The 15,742-nt window shown below is 58.9% G+C and carries 13 protein-coding genes; 8 read left to right on the forward strand and 5 right to left on the reverse strand.

What is annotated here, in order from left to right:
• The first annotated feature begins 246 nt into the window (after positions 1-246).
• The 4 genes from ACWBU6_RS17500 to ACWBU6_RS17515 all read left to right on the forward strand — a co-directional run bounded on the left by ACWBU6_RS17500 (position 247) and on the right by ACWBU6_RS17515 (position 5,263).
• The gene (locus ACWBU6_RS17500) at positions 247-1,383 is read left to right on the forward strand and encodes a sensor histidine kinase (RefSeq protein WP_452644692.1); all 1,137 of its coding nucleotides are present in this window, start codon (positions 247-249) and stop codon (positions 1,381-1,383) included.
• 38 nt (positions 1,384-1,421) lie between these two features.
• Positions 1,422-1,868 (forward strand): hypothetical protein, encoded by a 447-nt coding sequence (locus tag ACWBU6_RS17505; protein WP_452644693.1) that lies wholly within the window; start codon positions 1,422-1,424, stop codon positions 1,866-1,868.
• A 328-nt stretch (positions 1,869-2,196) separates the two neighbouring features.
• On the forward strand, positions 2,197-3,513 hold the full coding sequence (locus ACWBU6_RS17510) for a hemolysin family protein (RefSeq protein WP_452644694.1): 1,317 nt from the start codon (positions 2,197-2,199) through the stop codon (positions 3,511-3,513).
• Between the two features lie 271 nt (positions 3,514-3,784).
• Positions 3,785-5,263 (forward strand): RNB domain-containing ribonuclease, encoded by a 1,479-nt coding sequence (locus tag ACWBU6_RS17515; protein ID WP_452644695.1) that lies wholly within the window; start codon positions 3,785-3,787, stop codon positions 5,261-5,263.
• A gap of 1,333 nt (positions 5,264-6,596) precedes the next feature.
• Here the strand turns inward: ACWBU6_RS17515 and ACWBU6_RS17520 are convergent.
• A complete protein-coding gene (locus ACWBU6_RS17520; protein WP_452644696.1) occupies positions 6,597-7,022 on the reverse strand; it encodes an SET domain-containing protein-lysine N-methyltransferase in 426 nt (141 codons plus the stop codon).
• 750 nt (positions 7,023-7,772) lie between these two features.
• On the opposite strand from ACWBU6_RS17520, the gene ACWBU6_RS17525 reads away from it, so the two are divergent.
• Positions 7,773-8,651: a slipin family protein gene (locus ACWBU6_RS17525; RefSeq protein WP_452644697.1), complete on the forward strand. Its 879-nt coding sequence runs from the start codon at positions 7,773-7,775 to the stop codon at positions 8,649-8,651.
• A 756-nt stretch (positions 8,652-9,407) separates the two neighbouring features.
• On the opposite strand, the gene ACWBU6_RS17530 is transcribed toward ACWBU6_RS17525, so the two are convergent.
• The gene (locus ACWBU6_RS17530) at positions 9,408-9,689 is read right to left on the reverse strand and encodes a hypothetical protein (RefSeq protein WP_452644698.1); all 282 of its coding nucleotides are present in this window, start codon (positions 9,687-9,689) and stop codon (positions 9,408-9,410) included.
• A 778-nt stretch (positions 9,690-10,467) separates the two neighbouring features.
• Between ACWBU6_RS17530 and ACWBU6_RS17535 the strand changes: the two genes are divergently transcribed.
• The 3 genes from ACWBU6_RS17535 to ACWBU6_RS17545 all read left to right on the forward strand — a co-directional run bounded on the left by ACWBU6_RS17535 (position 10,468) and on the right by ACWBU6_RS17545 (position 11,713).
• Complete coding sequence (locus ACWBU6_RS17535; RefSeq protein ID WP_452644699.1) at positions 10,468-10,983, forward strand: extracellular catalytic domain type 1 short-chain-length polyhydroxyalkanoate depolymerase; 516 nt, start codon at positions 10,468-10,470, stop codon at positions 10,981-10,983.
• Positions 10,984-11,016: 33 nt separating this feature from the next.
• Positions 11,017-11,346, forward strand: a complete 330-nt coding sequence (locus ACWBU6_RS17540) for a hypothetical protein (protein ID WP_452644700.1) — start codon at positions 11,017-11,019, stop codon at positions 11,344-11,346.
• A gap of 157 nt (positions 11,347-11,503) precedes the next feature.
• Positions 11,504-11,713 (forward strand): hypothetical protein, encoded by a 210-nt coding sequence (locus ACWBU6_RS17545; RefSeq protein WP_452644701.1) that lies wholly within the window; start codon positions 11,504-11,506, stop codon positions 11,711-11,713.
• A 556-nt stretch (positions 11,714-12,269) separates the two neighbouring features.
• Here ACWBU6_RS17545 and istB read toward each other — a convergent pair.
• The 3 genes from istB to ACWBU6_RS17560 all read right to left on the reverse strand — a co-directional run bounded on the left by istB (position 12,270) and on the right by ACWBU6_RS17560 (position 15,663).
• Positions 12,270-13,064: an IS21-like element helper ATPase IstB gene (istB, locus tag ACWBU6_RS17550; RefSeq protein ID WP_452644064.1), complete on the reverse strand. Its 795-nt coding sequence runs from the start codon at positions 13,062-13,064 to the stop codon at positions 12,270-12,272.
• Entirely contained in the window at positions 13,057-14,568 is a 1,512-nt protein-coding gene (gene istA, locus ACWBU6_RS17555) for an IS21 family transposase (RefSeq protein ID WP_452644063.1), read from the reverse strand. Before istA ends, istB begins: the two co-directional genes overlap by 8 nt.
• Positions 14,569-14,643: 75 nt before the next feature.
• Positions 14,644-15,663, reverse strand: coding sequence for a S49 family peptidase (locus ACWBU6_RS17560; RefSeq protein WP_452644702.1), 1,020 nt, complete (start codon positions 15,661-15,663; stop codon positions 14,644-14,646).
• Between the last annotated feature and the right edge of the window lie 79 nt (positions 15,664-15,742).

The raw sequence follows: 15,742 nt of genomic DNA on the forward strand, positions 1-15,742 counted from the left end.
CCCCCCTCTCCTGCAAGCAGGCTATTGTGTATCGCATCCATCCACTTCTCTGTTCGATTACCAACATATATCCGAAGGCTGGGATCATCGGCGAAGACGTCAATGCCATATCCGGATTTCTTCTCTATACTGGTAGAAGTAGGGATCACCTTTGAACGCTTGGCCATGGTCGTACCTGGCCAACTTGCGGCGACTCCGGGTAAGCATTGTCTCCAGTGCTCCAATGGCACGGTGAGGAAGGCCGCTATGTTGCATGAATTCCTGACGAACAATCGTACTGAGCTCATCGCCCGCTGCCGAGCAAAGGTTGCCATGCGAGAGCACTCCGCAACGGCCGAGCAGTTGCAAAACGGCGTGCCGATGTTTCTCGATCAACTGACGTGTACACTGCGGACGGAACAGGCGCACTGCGCACTCGAAGGCCAGGCTATGTCGGCCATCCCCGAGTGCGGCGTGGCCCGGGGAGAACTGGGTGCATCGGCGGCATTGCACGGGCAGGACATGCTTGCACTGGGTTTCACGATCGATGAAGTCGTCCACAACTATGGCGACTTGTGCCAGGCCATCACCGACCTTGCTGTCGAGCGCGACGCGCCGTTTTCCGTCGATGAATTCAGGACATTGAATCGTTGCCTCGACAATGCGATTGCCTACGCGGTGAGTGCCTTTAGCTCCCAACATGATTTCATTGAATCAGATCGCCACAATGCCGAAGAAAACAAGCGGATGGGTTTCTTTGTCCACGAGCTACGCAACTTGCTGGGCACCGCCAAACTCGCCTATACCGCCTGCCGGACGGGGAACCTCAACCTGGGCGGTGCCACTGGCGCTGTCCTGGGACGCAGCCTGGACGGCTTAACCAGCCTGATTCAGAACGCCGTTTCACTCGTGCGTCATGAACACATTGAAGGGGTGCGGGATATCTTCTCCCTGGCCGACTTTGTTGTGGAGATCGAAGCGGCAACGGCATTGGCGGCGGTGGCAAAACAATGCCAGCTGAAGATCTTGCCTGTCGACCCGCAATTGGCGATACGGGCCAATCGGCCGATGCTGCTCGCTGCAGTGGTGAACCTCCTGCAGAATGCCTTCAAGTTCACGCATCTACACACCGAGGTGACATTGGCGTGCCATGCTGTCGATGACAGTGTCCTGATCGAAGTCGCCGACCAGTGCGGCGGGCTAGGCGCCGACCTGGCTGCACGCATGTTCCAGCCCTTTGAGCAAGGCGGTGCCGACCGCTCGGGATTGGGACTGGGCCTGACCATCGCCCGGCAGTTTGTTGTCGCGAACGGAGGGCATCTGAGCGTACGCGATCTGCCTGAAGTTGGCTGCGTGTTTACGATTACGCTGCCTCGCCTTGCCATCCCTTCCATCCCCGAATAAGTAAAGAGCCACTACGCGAGCCGCGTTATTGCCTGAACATGAAACAGTACATTCGTTTAAGCAGTCCCATCGCCGAAGTCGTGGCCACGGGATTAGATGTCGACATGCTGTGGGGCAGCGTCAACGCCTGGGCACATTTGCGTCGGCACCATGTACCACCTGACGTTGCGTTGCGCATCCTCTCGAAAGCAGGCGCCCGGCGGGACTCAGATGCCTCACACCCGGCCCAGCCCAGCGAGCAACTCAGGGCTTTGAAGCAGATGGCGAATTCGCGCACAACCGGCACGACAACTCGCCGCAACAAGGCCATGTCCCAAGTTGTGGATGGAGCCATCCACTTATCCATCACCCGGGGCATCCAATATGCGGAGGCGCTTCTGAAACTCTATCCGGTCTCGTCCCATCTGATCATGCGCGTGCTGTTTGATGCCGAACACCGTCGCCGGCTCGCACCCCAGCCGCCGCCGGCGCCCGGAAAACCGTAACCGTCTAGACGCCGCGATCCCTGGTCTGCTCACGCGGCCCGTTCCCTGCTCCGGATGCCACCACGTCTCGTCAGGGCACCATTTGAAAGATCGTCAAGGACATCGCGTCGTGCTGGGACTTGCCAAACTCTGGGTGTGCCCAGCAATGCCACATCCATGTCGTGATGTCGAACACTCCGAAGCCCGGCGCGGATGATGGGAAGCTTGCGTGCCAAACGCGCTAAAATATCTCGTCAGAACGGAACCGGTAGATCTGACGTTGGTCCGGGCCGCGTTTCGTGCACCAGCAGGCTGGCTCAGTGCACGCATGGGCATGAAAGGGTTAACAATGGAAATTGCTGTCCTTTTCGGCCTCATCCTGCTCAACGGTTTGTTCGCGATGTCCGAGGTCGCCTTAATGACGGCCCGCAAGGCCCGGCTCGGCAAGCTTGCGGACAACGGTGACAGCGCAGCGGAGATAGCCCTGCAACTCGGCGCCGATCCCAACAAATTCATGTCCACCGTACAGATCGGTATTACGTCGATCGGTGTCCTGAACGGCATTGTCGGCGAAGCGACCCTTGCACGGCCGTTTGGCCAATGGCTGATATCCCTTGGCATTCCCCTTGGCTGGTCCCACAATGTATCAACGGCCCTGGTCGTCCTCACGATTACTTACTTTTCGATCGTGCTAGGCGAACTGGTTCCCAAGCGCTTAGGCCAACTGCATCCAGAATCGTTGGCGCGCATCGTTTCGCGTCCCATGGTGATTCTGGCAGGGCTTGCCAAGCCATTCGTCAAACTGCTGTCAGCGTCCACACAATTGGTGCTGCGCGCCCTTGGTGTGCGACAGACCGGAGCACAGCCGATCACCGAAGAGGACCTGCACATGATGCTGGAAGAGGGTTCCGAAACCGGCGTCATCGAGGTCCACGAACACCAGATGGTACGCAACGTGTTCCGGTTAGATGAACGGCAACTGGCGTCCTTCATGGTGCCGCGCAACGATGTCATCTACTTTGACCTGGACGACGAGCTGGCCACCAATATGGCGCGCTTCGACAATTGCGAGCACTCCCGCTTCCCTGTGCTTAGTGGTGGCTGGCATCAGGTAAAGGGTATCGCCAGCGCGCGCCAAATGCTGTCGCAAGCATTGCATGGTACCCCACTGGACTTGGGCACCCAGCTTCAGCAGCCCGTCTTTGTGCCGGAGACCTTGACCGGCATGGAGTTGCTGGAACACTTCAAGCAGACAGGGACTCATCTGGTCTTCATTGTCGACGAGTACGGCGAAGTACAAGGTATCGTCACACTGCAGGACGTGCTGGAGGCCATCACTGGTGAATTCAAGCCCTCGCGCGCCGAAGACGGCTGGGCGGTGATGCGAAAGGACGGCAGTTGGCTTCTTGATGGATTAATTCCGGTTCCCGAGCTCAAGGACCATCTGTCACTTCTGAGCGTTCCCGAAGAGGAAAAGAGCCGGTATAACACCCTCAGCGGCATGGTCATGCTGTTGCTCGGAACGCTTCCTCGAACGGGCGACATCTGTCACTGGCAGGGGTGGGATTTCGAAGTAGTCGACCTGGACGGTCTGCGGATCGATAAAGTACTGGCGACACGACACCCGCTCGAGTTCCGCGAAAGAACGGCTCAGACTAACGCTTGACTCAGCGCAAACGTTAGTGAGATTCGATCGTCGTGACGGGGCGACTCAGTAACTCAACAGCATGCCTCGCAGGGTGCAGCGTCCAGTGCCACCGACCGAGGCCGGCACACCGGTCGCTCCGCTGCTGCAAAAATCGGACTATGCTGGAGCCATGTAATCAGAGCGTCCTTGGGGCACATCCAGGTCCATCGAGACCATGGTCATACGGTGTACTGCCGCACACGCCTAATTCCCCAAGGCTGCCGGTTCGATCGACCGTCCGGGAGCGACCATGCGCAGTGCATTAAAGAATCAACGGGCCAATCTGGCAACGATCGCGGCGCTGGCGATGTTCAGCCGGGGACTGGAACCCGAGTTCCCTCCCCCTGTTCTCCAGCAGCTAGCCCACATTCCATTGGCGCCGCTCGAAGTCACCACCGGTATCGTCGACCTCTCAGACCTGCCTTGGTTCTCCATCGACAATGACGATTCACATGACCTCGATCAGCTGACGGTCAGCGCATCACTGCCACATGGTGTCATGCGCGTGTCCGTCGCCATCGCCGATGTCGACGCCCTTGTTGCCAAAGGGACGCCGATTGACCAGCATGCCCGTCACAACACCACTTCCGTCTATACGTCGGCCAGGATTTTCCCCATGCTGCCGGAGCTGCTCTGCACCAACCTGACCTCACTCAATCCGGACGTGAACCGGCTCGCGATCGTCAATCAAATGGACTTCAGTGCCGATGGCGTCCTGCTCGGATCAACAATCTTCCGAGCGACAGTGCGCAACAAGGCACAGCTTGCTTACGACGCTGTATCGGCGTGGCTGGAAGGGACCGAGGCCCTACCCGTGGCAGCACAACGTGTTCCAGCTGTCGCCAGCCTGCTGCGGCAGCAGGATGCTCTGGCACAAAAGCTGCGCCTGCTGCGGCACACCCAGGGTGCACTCGAGTTCGAGGGATTTCAACCGCATGCACTGTTTCATGGCGACCGGATCGCCGATATCCGCCTGCAACCTCACAACCGTGCACGACAGTTGATCGAAGAGTTCATGATCGCCACCAACGAATGCACTGCGCATTATCTCGCAGCCCAGGGTGGCGCCTCACTGCGGCGCGTGGTACGCTCGCCCGAACGCTGGGCACGCATCATCGAGGTGGCGCAAGGCTACGGGGCAACACTGCCGGCGCTCCCCGACGGCAAGGCACTGCAAACGTTTCTAGCGCGCCAGCATCAACGTGATCCCCTGCACTTTCCGGACTTGTCACTGATCATCGTCAAGCTGATGGGCTCGGGTGAATATGTCGTCGAGAAACAGCATGGCGCACCCATAGGTCACTTTGGACTGGCCGTGCAGGACTATATGCATTCGACGGCGCCAAACAGGCGCTTTCCCGATTTGATCACACTGCGCCTGGTGAAAGCGGCATTGGCGGGAATCCCCGCTCCGTACTCGGATGCTGAACTAGCCGAATTGGCCGCGCATTGTACGGCCCAGGAAGACGCCGCCAGAAAAGTGGAGCGGCAGGTACGTAAATCCGAGGCGGCCCTCTTGCTCCACTCCAGCGTTGGACAGCACTACAGTGGGATTGTCACAGGACTCAATAGCCAAGGTGCCTGGGTGCGGATCCTGGCCCCACCAGCCGAAGGCCGGCTGACGGGCGCATTACCCGAACTGAAGATGGGCCAAACAATTCGTGTGCAACTGGTGTCAACGTCGGTTGAACGTGGTTTCATCGACTTCGCCGTTGCCCACACGATGTAACCATGCTCTTCGGTAGGTGCTGCTTCGAATTGGGCACCTGCACGCAATCCGCTGGAACAATCAATCGGCAGCTCATCTCCACAGCAAGACAAGCAACTGCCAGTGTTGCCTGCTCGCGCGCGCTCGTCGAGCCCATTTGCGTGAGCAACATCTGCCGCACGCCCATCCTGATGCCAGGGCTGGCGTCGATTCCACGTGCTGTCGAGTTCAGTTGGCATTCATTCTAGTGGTCAATGCCGGGCTTGAACAAGGATTCCTATAATCCATCGCAAACCCGCTAAGATGAAAGTATGTCCGGTCATTCTCGTTGAAGAGGCTCCGATGATTCACCATAGCCCACTTGCACTGGTAGACCAGACCAGCATCATCGATGGCTATTCCTATCGCGTATCCACGAAAGCAGTGCTGGGTGGGGTTCGGGCACAGCTGGTCTGGATCGGTGTCCCCAAAAATCGACAACGCCCACCCGACGAAACCATCTGTACGCCCACGCTGCGCAACGCACGAGCAGCGATCCTTGAAGCGCACGCCCTGGCACTGGAGTATATCTTGGCATGGCGGCCTCCAGGTCCTGCATCGTGACAGGGATTCGCCACCGCACGAGCTTTCACGCCCCTCCCGCGACCGGCATAGCAGGAACAGGCACGGTGCATCCACCATCGCCGCGCGAACTAAGGCTCGCCAGTACCCCGACCGTGCCCCCCCCCAATTCAACGTGGCCAATCCGCGGCGCCAACTGGAGGCGGCGTCGGGAAGTTGCCGTCTCATCGCGGACATCCATTCTCTGTCACGATTGTCGATGTGGGCGATTGCCATGGGATGCCTTCGGAATGTCCGACGTTCGCCAAGCGGACTCTGGCGAGCGAAGAAGCCGCGTGCGCCAGGCGTGCCTGGGAATCTCCAGGGCGCTACCAGGCAAAATCCGGTTCGATGCCCCGGTCCAATTCGGGGGAGCGATCGTGCAAGGAAGCGATTCGTGCTATCGTGATGGTGTTGAAACCATCTGGGGCAGCGCCATGTCATTCTCTCCAGAACGCCGACAGCAGTGCGCGAAGGCAACGGCCATTGATCATGCCATTGACCTGGCCTGCACGCATGGCTTGTCTTTTGCCTCAGCGTACCTGCGTAACCAGAGGCTACGCAACGACACGATCGCTCGTGTCCTGTCTGGTCCCCGGGACCAGCATCGCCAGCATGAATGTGCCAGCATACCGCCCGAATTACCATATACATCAGAAGCCGGGGACACCAGCGAGACGCCTGTCCGACAGCTAAGTTACAGTTCGCGCCAAGAATTTGGGCACCTGCGTTGATGCGACGACCGCATGGCTGACTAAGAAATCAATGCCACACCATGCTTGCGAAACCATACGTCATCCGTCGAGCTGACATTGCCGCCAGTATGATTGTAATTAATGGTCAGTTCTTCATGGATTTCGATGTCTCGGGCGGCAATGAAATGGAGCTGCTGCTGTTCAGCAAGCGCAACGTACCTCAGATTTGCGGGATTGGCGTGGTTGTACATACTGCCCCAACCAAGGGCTAAGCAACCCGCGGGTTCCCCCTTTGTCAAATGTCCCCAATTGAACAACAAACGCTTTAGCTCCTCGGGAAACTGAGCCCAGTACGGGGAAAGCAGCACAACAGGGCAAGCTTCCACGAGTTCACCAGTCGATATCCGCCGACTAGCGAACACGCCCCTGCCTTTTGAAGAGCCCGTTTCCTTGATGTAGCCGAGACACGCCTTGATGTTCGTCATACCTGCATGACCTCCCGCTTTTCGTGAATCGCGCATGGACCGACAAGCCTCCGCCATAGAAAAAGTTCGGCGGTGACTCTGCTGCATCATGGCGCGTCGGCCTCGCAGTGATCTTGAAATCGAACCCCTATTATGGGCCTTTCGATCGGCGGCGCGTTGTCCACATCTCTTGAAGAATCAGTCTCCTTCGCTGCATCGCGCCAACCTGACCGCAATGCTGCACGCCAGGAAAGCGGAGCGTAATGAGCCATCCCGTTGATGAAACACTCGTCGAGCCGCTTCCAGGCGAACTCCCCTACTTGCGTGTCACCACCTCCCGGAAAAATCGAGATGTTCAGGTTCAAGAGGTTTGCGCCCTACGACATCAGGCACAGAATTCCAGTGTGATGCGTGAATTTCGATGACATGGGTACGCTTGCGTACCGACGACTTCGAACATTCGGCGCATAGTGAATTCATTGCATCTGACCGAAGTATTCGCCCTGTTGAATACACAGCCCGATTGGCTCTGCATATTCTTTGAAGGGAGTTTCGTATGGACGAATATTTGTCAGCGCCAGCTTGTGGCGACGCCGCTTTGCACAGCAATGATAGGGACGTGTCCGAACAGGTTCGTCTTGATGCAGCGCTGGACGAGGCATTGTGTTGTACTTTCCCGGCCAGCGACCCCGTTGCCCTGGACTTTGCCATGACCTCGCATGTCTCAGCACGAGCCGAACTCATTAGGCGGGCATTCCCACGGAGGCCATCATGAACCCGGTCACATCATTCTTAGTCGGCGTCTTCCTGCTGGCGAGCACCGGCGCCATTTACTTGGGGGCGCCATACGTTGCCTTGCTCTTCTTCGTTCTCGGCGTTCTCATCGCACTCTCACTGAAAATGGCGAATGTGTGGGAAAAGTATGTCATCTTGAGGCTGGGTAAGCTGCAGAGCGTCAAAGGCGCGGGCCTGTTTGCCATCATTCCGATCATCGATAGCGTGGTCGCGATCATCGACGTGCGTATTCAGACCACTGCCTTTAACGCCGCCGAAGCGCTCACCCGAGACACCGTTCCCGTCAATGTCGACGCGATCATTTTCTGGCATGTACACGACGCGGAAAAGGCGGCGTTGGCGATCACGCATTATCGGGAAGCAATCGATCGCGTCGCACAAACGTCGTTGCGCGAAATGATCGGTGCATCGATGCTGGCGTCACTGTTGTCTGAACGCAAAGAGGCTGATGCGCTGCTAAAGGATGTCATTGCGCGGAAGACGGCAGCATGGGGTATATCGGTCAGCTCCGTCGAGATCCGCGACGTAGCAATTCCCGTCGCTTTGCAAGACGCAATGTCTCGTCAGGCGCAGGCAGAGCGCGAAAAGCAGGCTCGTGTCATTCTCGGCTCTGCCGAAGTAGCGATTGCCGGCAAGTTTGTCGAGGCGGCAGACATGTATGCAGGGCATCCTGCAGCATTGCAGCTGAGGGCGATGAATATCATCTATGAGACAACAAAAGAGCGCGGCGCCACAGTCCTGATTCCGAGCACGATGATCGATAGCTTGAATCCGCCCGCAACCATGGAGCGGCCAGCAAGGGTTGAACGAAGGGCATCGGGTCCAGAGGTAGCTATGAGCAAAGTTGCGGCCTGATTCTAATGATCCCAGGCACACTCAGTACAAGTTCCTGAAGGAGCATGGCTCGGTGAATGGGCGCCAACTGCCCTCCGCCCCGAAAGTATCGACCAAGGATCGTTGCGCGGCCTGGCATCGGCAAGCCCGCTTACCGCGCACGTTGCTGCCGCCTCTGCCAAGTAAGCGCCGATTCTTTCGTCAACCGGATCGAAGTGATGACGGCGACATCTACCGCGCTTTGGAAGTCCTGCATCAAGCGGCGCCACAACCTCGCTACCCCGCCGTCCCGACCGTGGCCGCACATGCTGGTATGGCCTGGGGTTCTGCGCGCCGCATACCGTCTTGCCTTAAGCATCTGCGACCAGAAAATTCGTCCAAAGGAAGTACGGCAAGCATCGAATCGCCACATCGACGCCAACCCGTGCTCGCTGGCGTCGTGCCAATGCTATTTTCTGGCCTGTGATGCAGGGGGCACCGAATGCGGCCGCACGAGCGCCATGGCCAAGCATTCGACGACCGCGCCAGCCGACGGTCGCGCTATGCTCAGCATTCCGAAGGGAGGTGCACATGTGGATCTGCAAGCGATGCGCGGGCAAACTGCATCATTCGGAATACCAACCCGCCATTGACCACCTTGGCGCATACTTTCTTTGTCCGCGATGCGGATACCGCAATAGCATTGCAGCCATTCGTAGGCCTGGTGGGCCACTCAAGTTGGTCCTGGTGGGTGATTAGCCATCGCACTATTGCGCAGGAGCCCATCCTGACGCCGCGCTAGGTTCCTGTAGGCATGTCCTGATGCGCACTTGATGGTTCGCGCCATGCAAGGATGCGTTCCAGCGCCAGCGAGTGCGCCTCAACGATCGCTGCTCTCGCGCTGTGAAAGGTCGTGGTCGTCATGGCTTCGTCCAAGTGCTCCATTCGCTCGGCGGGCATGCTGATCCACACCAATTGCGCTTGAAATCCGTCAGGGACTTCCTTGACCGACACGTTATATACATAGCCATCGGTCGTCCTGGTCTCGTCCGCCGTCGCAAGTGAATATTGCTCTTGCATCTCAACCTCATGCTCGAAGATGACTGACCACTTATTCATCTTAGCGCGTTTGGGGCGGGCGCATTGGGCACCGAGGGCAAATGGCATCGCATGGCAACGGCCTGCTGCACGTTGAGAACGACATATCACTGAAAGTAATGCGCCAGAGTGTGAAATTCAGCACGGTTCGTCTCACATATCCGGTGTAAGCTCCATACAAAGATTACCGACTATTGTCTGGTTCAGAAGGAGCTTTACCTCCACATACCCAGCATTTGAAAATCCCGCTGGGATTCTTGACATGTTGCCCATCTTCGGGTTTGGCCAGCATTTGCGGGCCATTTTCCCGGCTAAGATTGGGTCCGACCGCTTTCAGAGTGCGAAGCCGCCGCAGTTTCGACGGCCGACCACATTCAGTGCACAATAATTGCCCCACTGATGCCCATCGCCTCCCCGCTTGTGTACCATCGCACGGGACGGGTTCACTAACACCGATAGATTACATTGCACCATCCAATACGGAGAGTGTCATGCCAAGCTTGCACCAGGCATACGATTGCTGCGCAGCCTGACCCGCATCGGCAAGTCGCAACGCTCCCTACTCACCAAACTTCTGGCCGCAACCGCGTCCCTACCTGCGAAGGCTCGGCGCAAGCCGGCCCCACAGCGCTTGGCCGCACCAATTTCGCCATTCGCCATCCGCCAGCATACGCGGCCAGATATTCAGCCGGCGCCTGGCAGATGGCTGGCTGGGCAGTTTCCGCTTTCGGGTCTCCTCGAAGCCACCAGCAGCCAGCGCATGGGCTACTGGCTATACCTGCCGGAACGCGTACCGGAAACAGTCGTGTGCGATGGCTGGCCGCTGATTGTCATGCTGCACGGTTGCCACCAGAGCGCCACCCAATTTGCCCCGTGCACCCGCATGAACCGACTCGCGGAAGACAAGGGTTATGCCGTGCTGTATCCGCAGCAGATGATCAGGGTACAGGCGCAGCGTTGCTGGCGCTGGTATGAACAATCCGTCCAGCACGACAACGGCGAAACAGCAGTCCTGGCGGCGCTGATCGGGACAGTCTGCAGCCAGTACGCGATCGACTCCCAACGCATCTATGCGTGTGGCATCTCCGCCGGCGCCGGCATGGCGGCAGTGTTCGCCTTAAACCACCCGGAACTGATTGCCGCTGTCGCCCTTCACTCGGCGCCGGTATATGGGGCAGGACGCAGCGCCGTGTCAGCGCTACGCGTCATGCGCCATGGTGCCGCCGCCCAGGCGGATGGTGCGATCCACGACTTGCTGCAGCGCTGCGCCCACTAGACCTTGCGCGCGACCACAGCCCGTACGCCGTACATGCCGACGCTCCTGATCCAGAGTGACGATGATCGCGCGGTGCACCCCGTGAACCAGCAGCAGTTGGTACGCCAGTGGCTGCTTGTCCATGGCTTGGCACCCGATGTTGAGGTCCGCGTGATGACAAAGCCCGCGGACAGGACGGGACGACGCAACGCCCATGAAATCCGCGACTATCTGGCCGGACGCAAGGTACTGCTGCGCGTCGCCCGCATCGCGGGACTGGGCCATGCGTGGAGCGGTGGCGATCCAGCGTTACGCTTCAACGCACATCCGGGACCCGACGCGAGTAGTATGGTGCTGGACTTCTTCGGGAGGCACCGTCGCTGACATTGGCAGCAAGGTGCAGCGCCGGTGCGGGTCAGCGATGCCGTTGGTGCCTCGACCCGACCTCCATTGCCCGAAGAAGTCAGCACAGGCGGTCTTCCAGTGCCAACCGTCGACAAGGCCCGTCTTTGCGCGAGAACAGAGTTTCAGGAGGAACACGATGTCTTATATTTCAACGCTGATCACGATGCGTCGCACGGGCAGGGAGATTTCGGTCATCTTCAACCATGTCATGTCCGAAGATGAAAAATCCCGCATTGCCACACTCTTGCTCGCGCTCATGCGCTCCACCGCCACCGACCACCCATCCCGCCTGATGGTGCTGGGCGCCCTCGCCGCCGTTGGGCGGGAAACCCAAGAAGCTGACTGAGCGACGTCTCTGACAGCCACCAGGTCTTGCAGTTGCCTGCGCAGTACCACGCAATGCCCCAGGCTCGTCGCGCACCGAACCTCCACATCCACGATTATGCAGCCGACCATCGGTGTATCTGCATACGCTCTCTTTCCGCTGATCTCACCACCCACAGGTGACAACTGGCGAAAGCTCCCTCACTCACTGATCAGTCGCAGTCCTTGCAGGGATGAAGATGGTAGCACCGCACGATTGACCAACTGTTGCGCAGTCATTACGCTCGCTCTATGCTGTCAATGCGAACCTGGTCGCACCCTAGCGCTGGCGTCTTCGCTAGCCAGAACCCCGACGATGAGAGGCGAATGTTGGCGCCGACTGAATTTTGACCCACCCTGCCGATTGAATTTTGACCCAGGGCGGGACGCTGCTTTGGGAGCCGGCGTCTGTGGATAAGTGTACCAAAGACAGGGGGGATTCGCGGTGGGCGCAGCCCGCCGTGAATCCCCCCTTAGTCAGTTCAATAGTTAATTAACGGAGTAAACGATTTATATCGTTATACATCCTGTCTTCAAAGCTACACCGGAAAGTCCGCCTTCCCGGCCTTCTGTTTTTGCTCCCGCGCCTTGATCCGCCCCTTGGCCGCCATACTGCTGTGCTGGAAGCGGTAGGAGTCGTTGCCAGTCTCCACGATGTGGCAGTGGTGCGTCAGCCGGTCTAGCAGCGCCGTGGTCATCTTAGCGTCGCCGAACACGGCGGACCATTCAGCAAAGCTCAGATTCGTCGTGATGGCCACGCTGGTATGTTCGTACAGCTTCGAGAGCAGGTGGAACAGCAGCGCGCCGCCGGCCTGGCTGAACGGCAGATACCCCAGTTCGTCGAGGATGACCAGGTCGATCCGCATCAACGACTGTGTCAGCCGACCGGCCTTGCCTTCCCGCTTCTCGCGCTCCAACGCATTGACCAGATCGACCGTCGAGTAGAAGCGCACCCGCTTGCCCATTGAGGCAATGCCCGCCACCGCGATGGCCGTCGCCAAATGCGTCTTGCCGGTGCCGGGGCCACCGATGAACACTGCGTTCTGCGCCGTATCGGTGAAGGCCAGCGTGGCCAGTTGCCGCACCAGGGCCTCATCGACCCTGGATGCCGCGAAGTCGAAGCCGGCCAAGTCGCGGTGCACGGGGAATTTGGCGGCGTTCATCTGATGGTTCACCGAACGCATGGCGCGGTCCGTGTGCTCGGCGCGCAGCAGGTGCTCAATCAGCCATTTGGACGACGACACGGCGTGCTCTCCTTGCGCCACCAGATCGGTCCAAGCGTCGGCCATGCCGTGCAGGCGCAGGCCCTTCAATTCCTTGATCAGGTCACGCATGGTTCACCTCCGCGCTGCTGCCAGCCGTCTCGCGCAGGCTGTCATAGCGGCTGGTGTTGGCTACCGGCGCCTCCTTCAATACCAGGCTGGTCTCGGCATGTGCCGGCGGCGGGGCGGCACTCAGGCGGGCCAGCACATTCTCGACGTGCTCGACACTGAGCACGCCGGACTCGATCACCAGCTCCACCGCCACCAGCACTGCCGGCAGGCCGGCGCCGGGCACGGCCGCCAGCACCTGCGCCATGAGCCGGTCGCCGCCGGCGTGGCGCAGCAAGCCTTGCCGCAGCCGCTGCAGCGGCGCGGGCATGTCGGCAAAGGGGGCGCCGTTGCGCAACGCACCGGGCTTGCGCTGCACTAGCGGGATGTAGTGCTGCCAGTCGTAGCACACCTGCTTGCGATCGACGATGCGTTCATGGGTGGCGACCAGCGCATCGCCGGCCACCACGCACACGCGGGTCGGGTACAGCCTTGTGCTCACCATCTGCCCGGCCAGCTCGCACGGCACTGAATAACGGTTGCGGTGCACGGTGACCAGGCAGGTGGACGACACCCGCGCCGCCTTTTCCACGTAGCCGTCGAACGGCGTGGGCATGGGCATCAGGTGGGCCTGCTCCTGTTCCAGCATGTCGGCCACGCTCAGCGCCTCGTACTCCGGGTGCTGCAATTCTCCCCACAGCGTCCGGCAGCGCTCTCCGAGCCAAGCGTTCAATTCAGCGAGGGAAGCGAACTGGCGGTCTTGGGCTTCGATCCAGATCCGGCGCCGGCTATCCTGCACGTTCTTCTCCACTACGCCCTTTTCCCAGCCTGAGGCCACGTTGCAGAAATCGGGCTCAAACAGGTAGTGCGCGCACATGACGGTGAAGCGCGTGTTGACCACGCGGCCCTTGCCTTTCTGGACCTTGTCGACCGCCGTCTTCATGTTGTCGTAGATGCCGCGCCGGGCCACGCCGCCCAGCGCTGTGAACGAGCGGGTGTGGGCGTCGAAGAGCATCTCGTGTCCCTGACTGGGGTAGGCCACCAGCCAGAAGGCGCGGCTGGCGCACAGCTTCATGTGCGACACCTGCAGACGCCGGTAGATGCCGCCGACCACCATGCCTTCCTCGCTCCAGTCGAACTGAAACGCTTCGCCCAGCTCGAAGCTGAGCGGGACGAAAGCCTCTGCCGCCTTGCCTTCGCGGCCACGCCATTCCCGGATGAAGTCGGTAACCCGGCTGTAACTGCCGACGTAGCCTTCGGCCCTGAGTTGGGCGAACAGCGCTTTCCCGGTACGCCGGTTCTGCTTGTTGCGGTGGGTGTCAGCTTTGAGCGCCTGCTCCAGTGTGGCGTGGAACTCGCTCAGCTTGGTGGGTGCCGATTCTCGCCGATAGCGCGGCGGTGGCGCGTCTTCCGGCTTGCGTAGCCATTTGCGCAGCGTGTTGCGGGACAGGCCCGTGCGCTTCGCGATCTCGTGCAGCGACAGCTTGTCGCGCAGGTACATCCGTCGAACTTTACCTAACATTTCCATGGTGATCACCTTATTATCTCCTGCCCAAAAAATAGGCGGGAGTAGTAGAACACCTGGGTCAATTTTCAGTCGGCATCAGCCCTCAAAGTGGGTCAATTTTCGGTCGGCGGCAACAGCTGAACGAGCCTGAAAGTCGCTTAATGAAGAAAAGATCGATGTCATTGCTCGACTGCCTAAACTGGAGAAAGCATCCTCGCGCGGTCCAAAATTGAACTCCCTGAGGTTGCTAGTACCACCCACGACTGTTTCCATTGTTCCGATCTCGTCGACGAGGCCAAGCGCCTTCGCTTCCATGCCGCTCCAGACTTCACCGGTTCCATAGTCCACACCCGACTTCAGATGGCTCCCTCTTTGCCGCTGTAGGTCCTGCACAAAAGCGCCTCCGACCTTGCTCACAAGCTCCCTTGCCTTCGCATCCGATTCTTCTGTCAGCGGAGTAAACGGATTCAAGAATGCCTTCAATCGACCCGACGTATAAACGCGCTGTGATACCTTGATCTGCCCTATCGCCTTATCCAACTGCCACGGAGCGAGGATGGCGCCGATAGATCCGACCAGGCTATACCTGCCAGCCACAATACGATCGGCGTGCATGGCCGCCATGTATGCAGCAGAAGCGCCGAGATTCCCGATGACCGCCGTTACAGGCTTCGGATACTTCTGCTTATAGGTGACAAGGGCGGAAATGATTCGCTCTGCTTCAACTGGCGCACCGCCAGGACTGTCAATCTTCAACACTATTTGCTTGACGCGACTACTCTTGAAAGCCGCTTCAATCGCCGGCACTATTCTATCGGCCGACGCCAAGGTCCCATCCTTGATCTCGCCTTTTATCTCTATTACGCCTACAACGTCACTAAATGGCCCCAAGGTAAAGCCTGTCGCCGACGAAACGTAGATAGCGGCGCCTGCAAATGGCCCTACGATTAGCAATGCCTTTAAGGCCAGGTTCCAACGATGTACAGAGCGCCGCTCTTTCGCCGCTAAAAGAAGCTCCTCCCTGTAAGCACTTCGTTGCACACGCATCTCTACTAAAAGCTGCATAGCCAAGGCATCACAGCTCAACTCGCATTCATGAGAATCATTCTTATCCATTTTGCTCTCCGCAAGATTCAGTTCTCATTGAGTGCAACGGCCGCCCATTCCAAGGGTAATCCCCCCACCAAATGATCGC

It is taken from the genome of Pseudoduganella sp. HUAS MS19, from assembly GCF_053615455.1.

Coding starts and splice junctions, on each gene's coding strand:
- ACWBU6_RS17500 (WP_452644692.1), top strand. CDS start 247: ATGTTGCATGAATTCCTGACGAACAATCGTACTGAGCTCATCGCCCGC.
- ACWBU6_RS17505 (WP_452644693.1), top strand. CDS start 1,422: ATGAAACAGTACATTCGTTTAAGCAGTCCCATCGCCGAAGTCGTGGCC.
- ACWBU6_RS17510 (WP_452644694.1), top strand. CDS start 2,197: ATGGAAATTGCTGTCCTTTTCGGCCTCATCCTGCTCAACGGTTTGTTC.
- ACWBU6_RS17515 (WP_452644695.1), top strand. CDS start 3,785: ATGCGCAGTGCATTAAAGAATCAACGGGCCAATCTGGCAACGATCGCG.
- ACWBU6_RS17520 (WP_452644696.1), bottom strand. CDS start 7,022: ATGACGAACATCAAGGCGTGTCTCGGCTACATCAAGGAAACGGGCTCT.
- ACWBU6_RS17525 (WP_452644697.1), top strand. CDS start 7,773: ATGAACCCGGTCACATCATTCTTAGTCGGCGTCTTCCTGCTGGCGAGC.
- ACWBU6_RS17530 (WP_452644698.1), bottom strand. CDS start 9,689: ATGCAAGAGCAATATTCACTTGCGACGGCGGACGAGACCAGGACGACC.
- ACWBU6_RS17535 (WP_452644699.1), top strand. CDS start 10,468: ATGGGCTACTGGCTATACCTGCCGGAACGCGTACCGGAAACAGTCGTG.
- ACWBU6_RS17540 (WP_452644700.1), top strand. CDS start 11,017: ATGCCGACGCTCCTGATCCAGAGTGACGATGATCGCGCGGTGCACCCC.
- ACWBU6_RS17545 (WP_452644701.1), top strand. CDS start 11,504: ATGTCTTATATTTCAACGCTGATCACGATGCGTCGCACGGGCAGGGAG.
- istB (WP_452644064.1), bottom strand. CDS start 13,064: ATGCGTGACCTGATCAAGGAATTGAAGGGCCTGCGCCTGCACGGCATG.
- istA (WP_452644063.1), bottom strand. CDS start 14,568: ATGGAAATGTTAGGTAAAGTTCGACGGATGTACCTGCGCGACAAGCTG.
- ACWBU6_RS17560 (WP_452644702.1), bottom strand. CDS start 15,663: ATGGATAAGAATGATTCTCATGAATGCGAGTTGAGCTGTGATGCCTTG.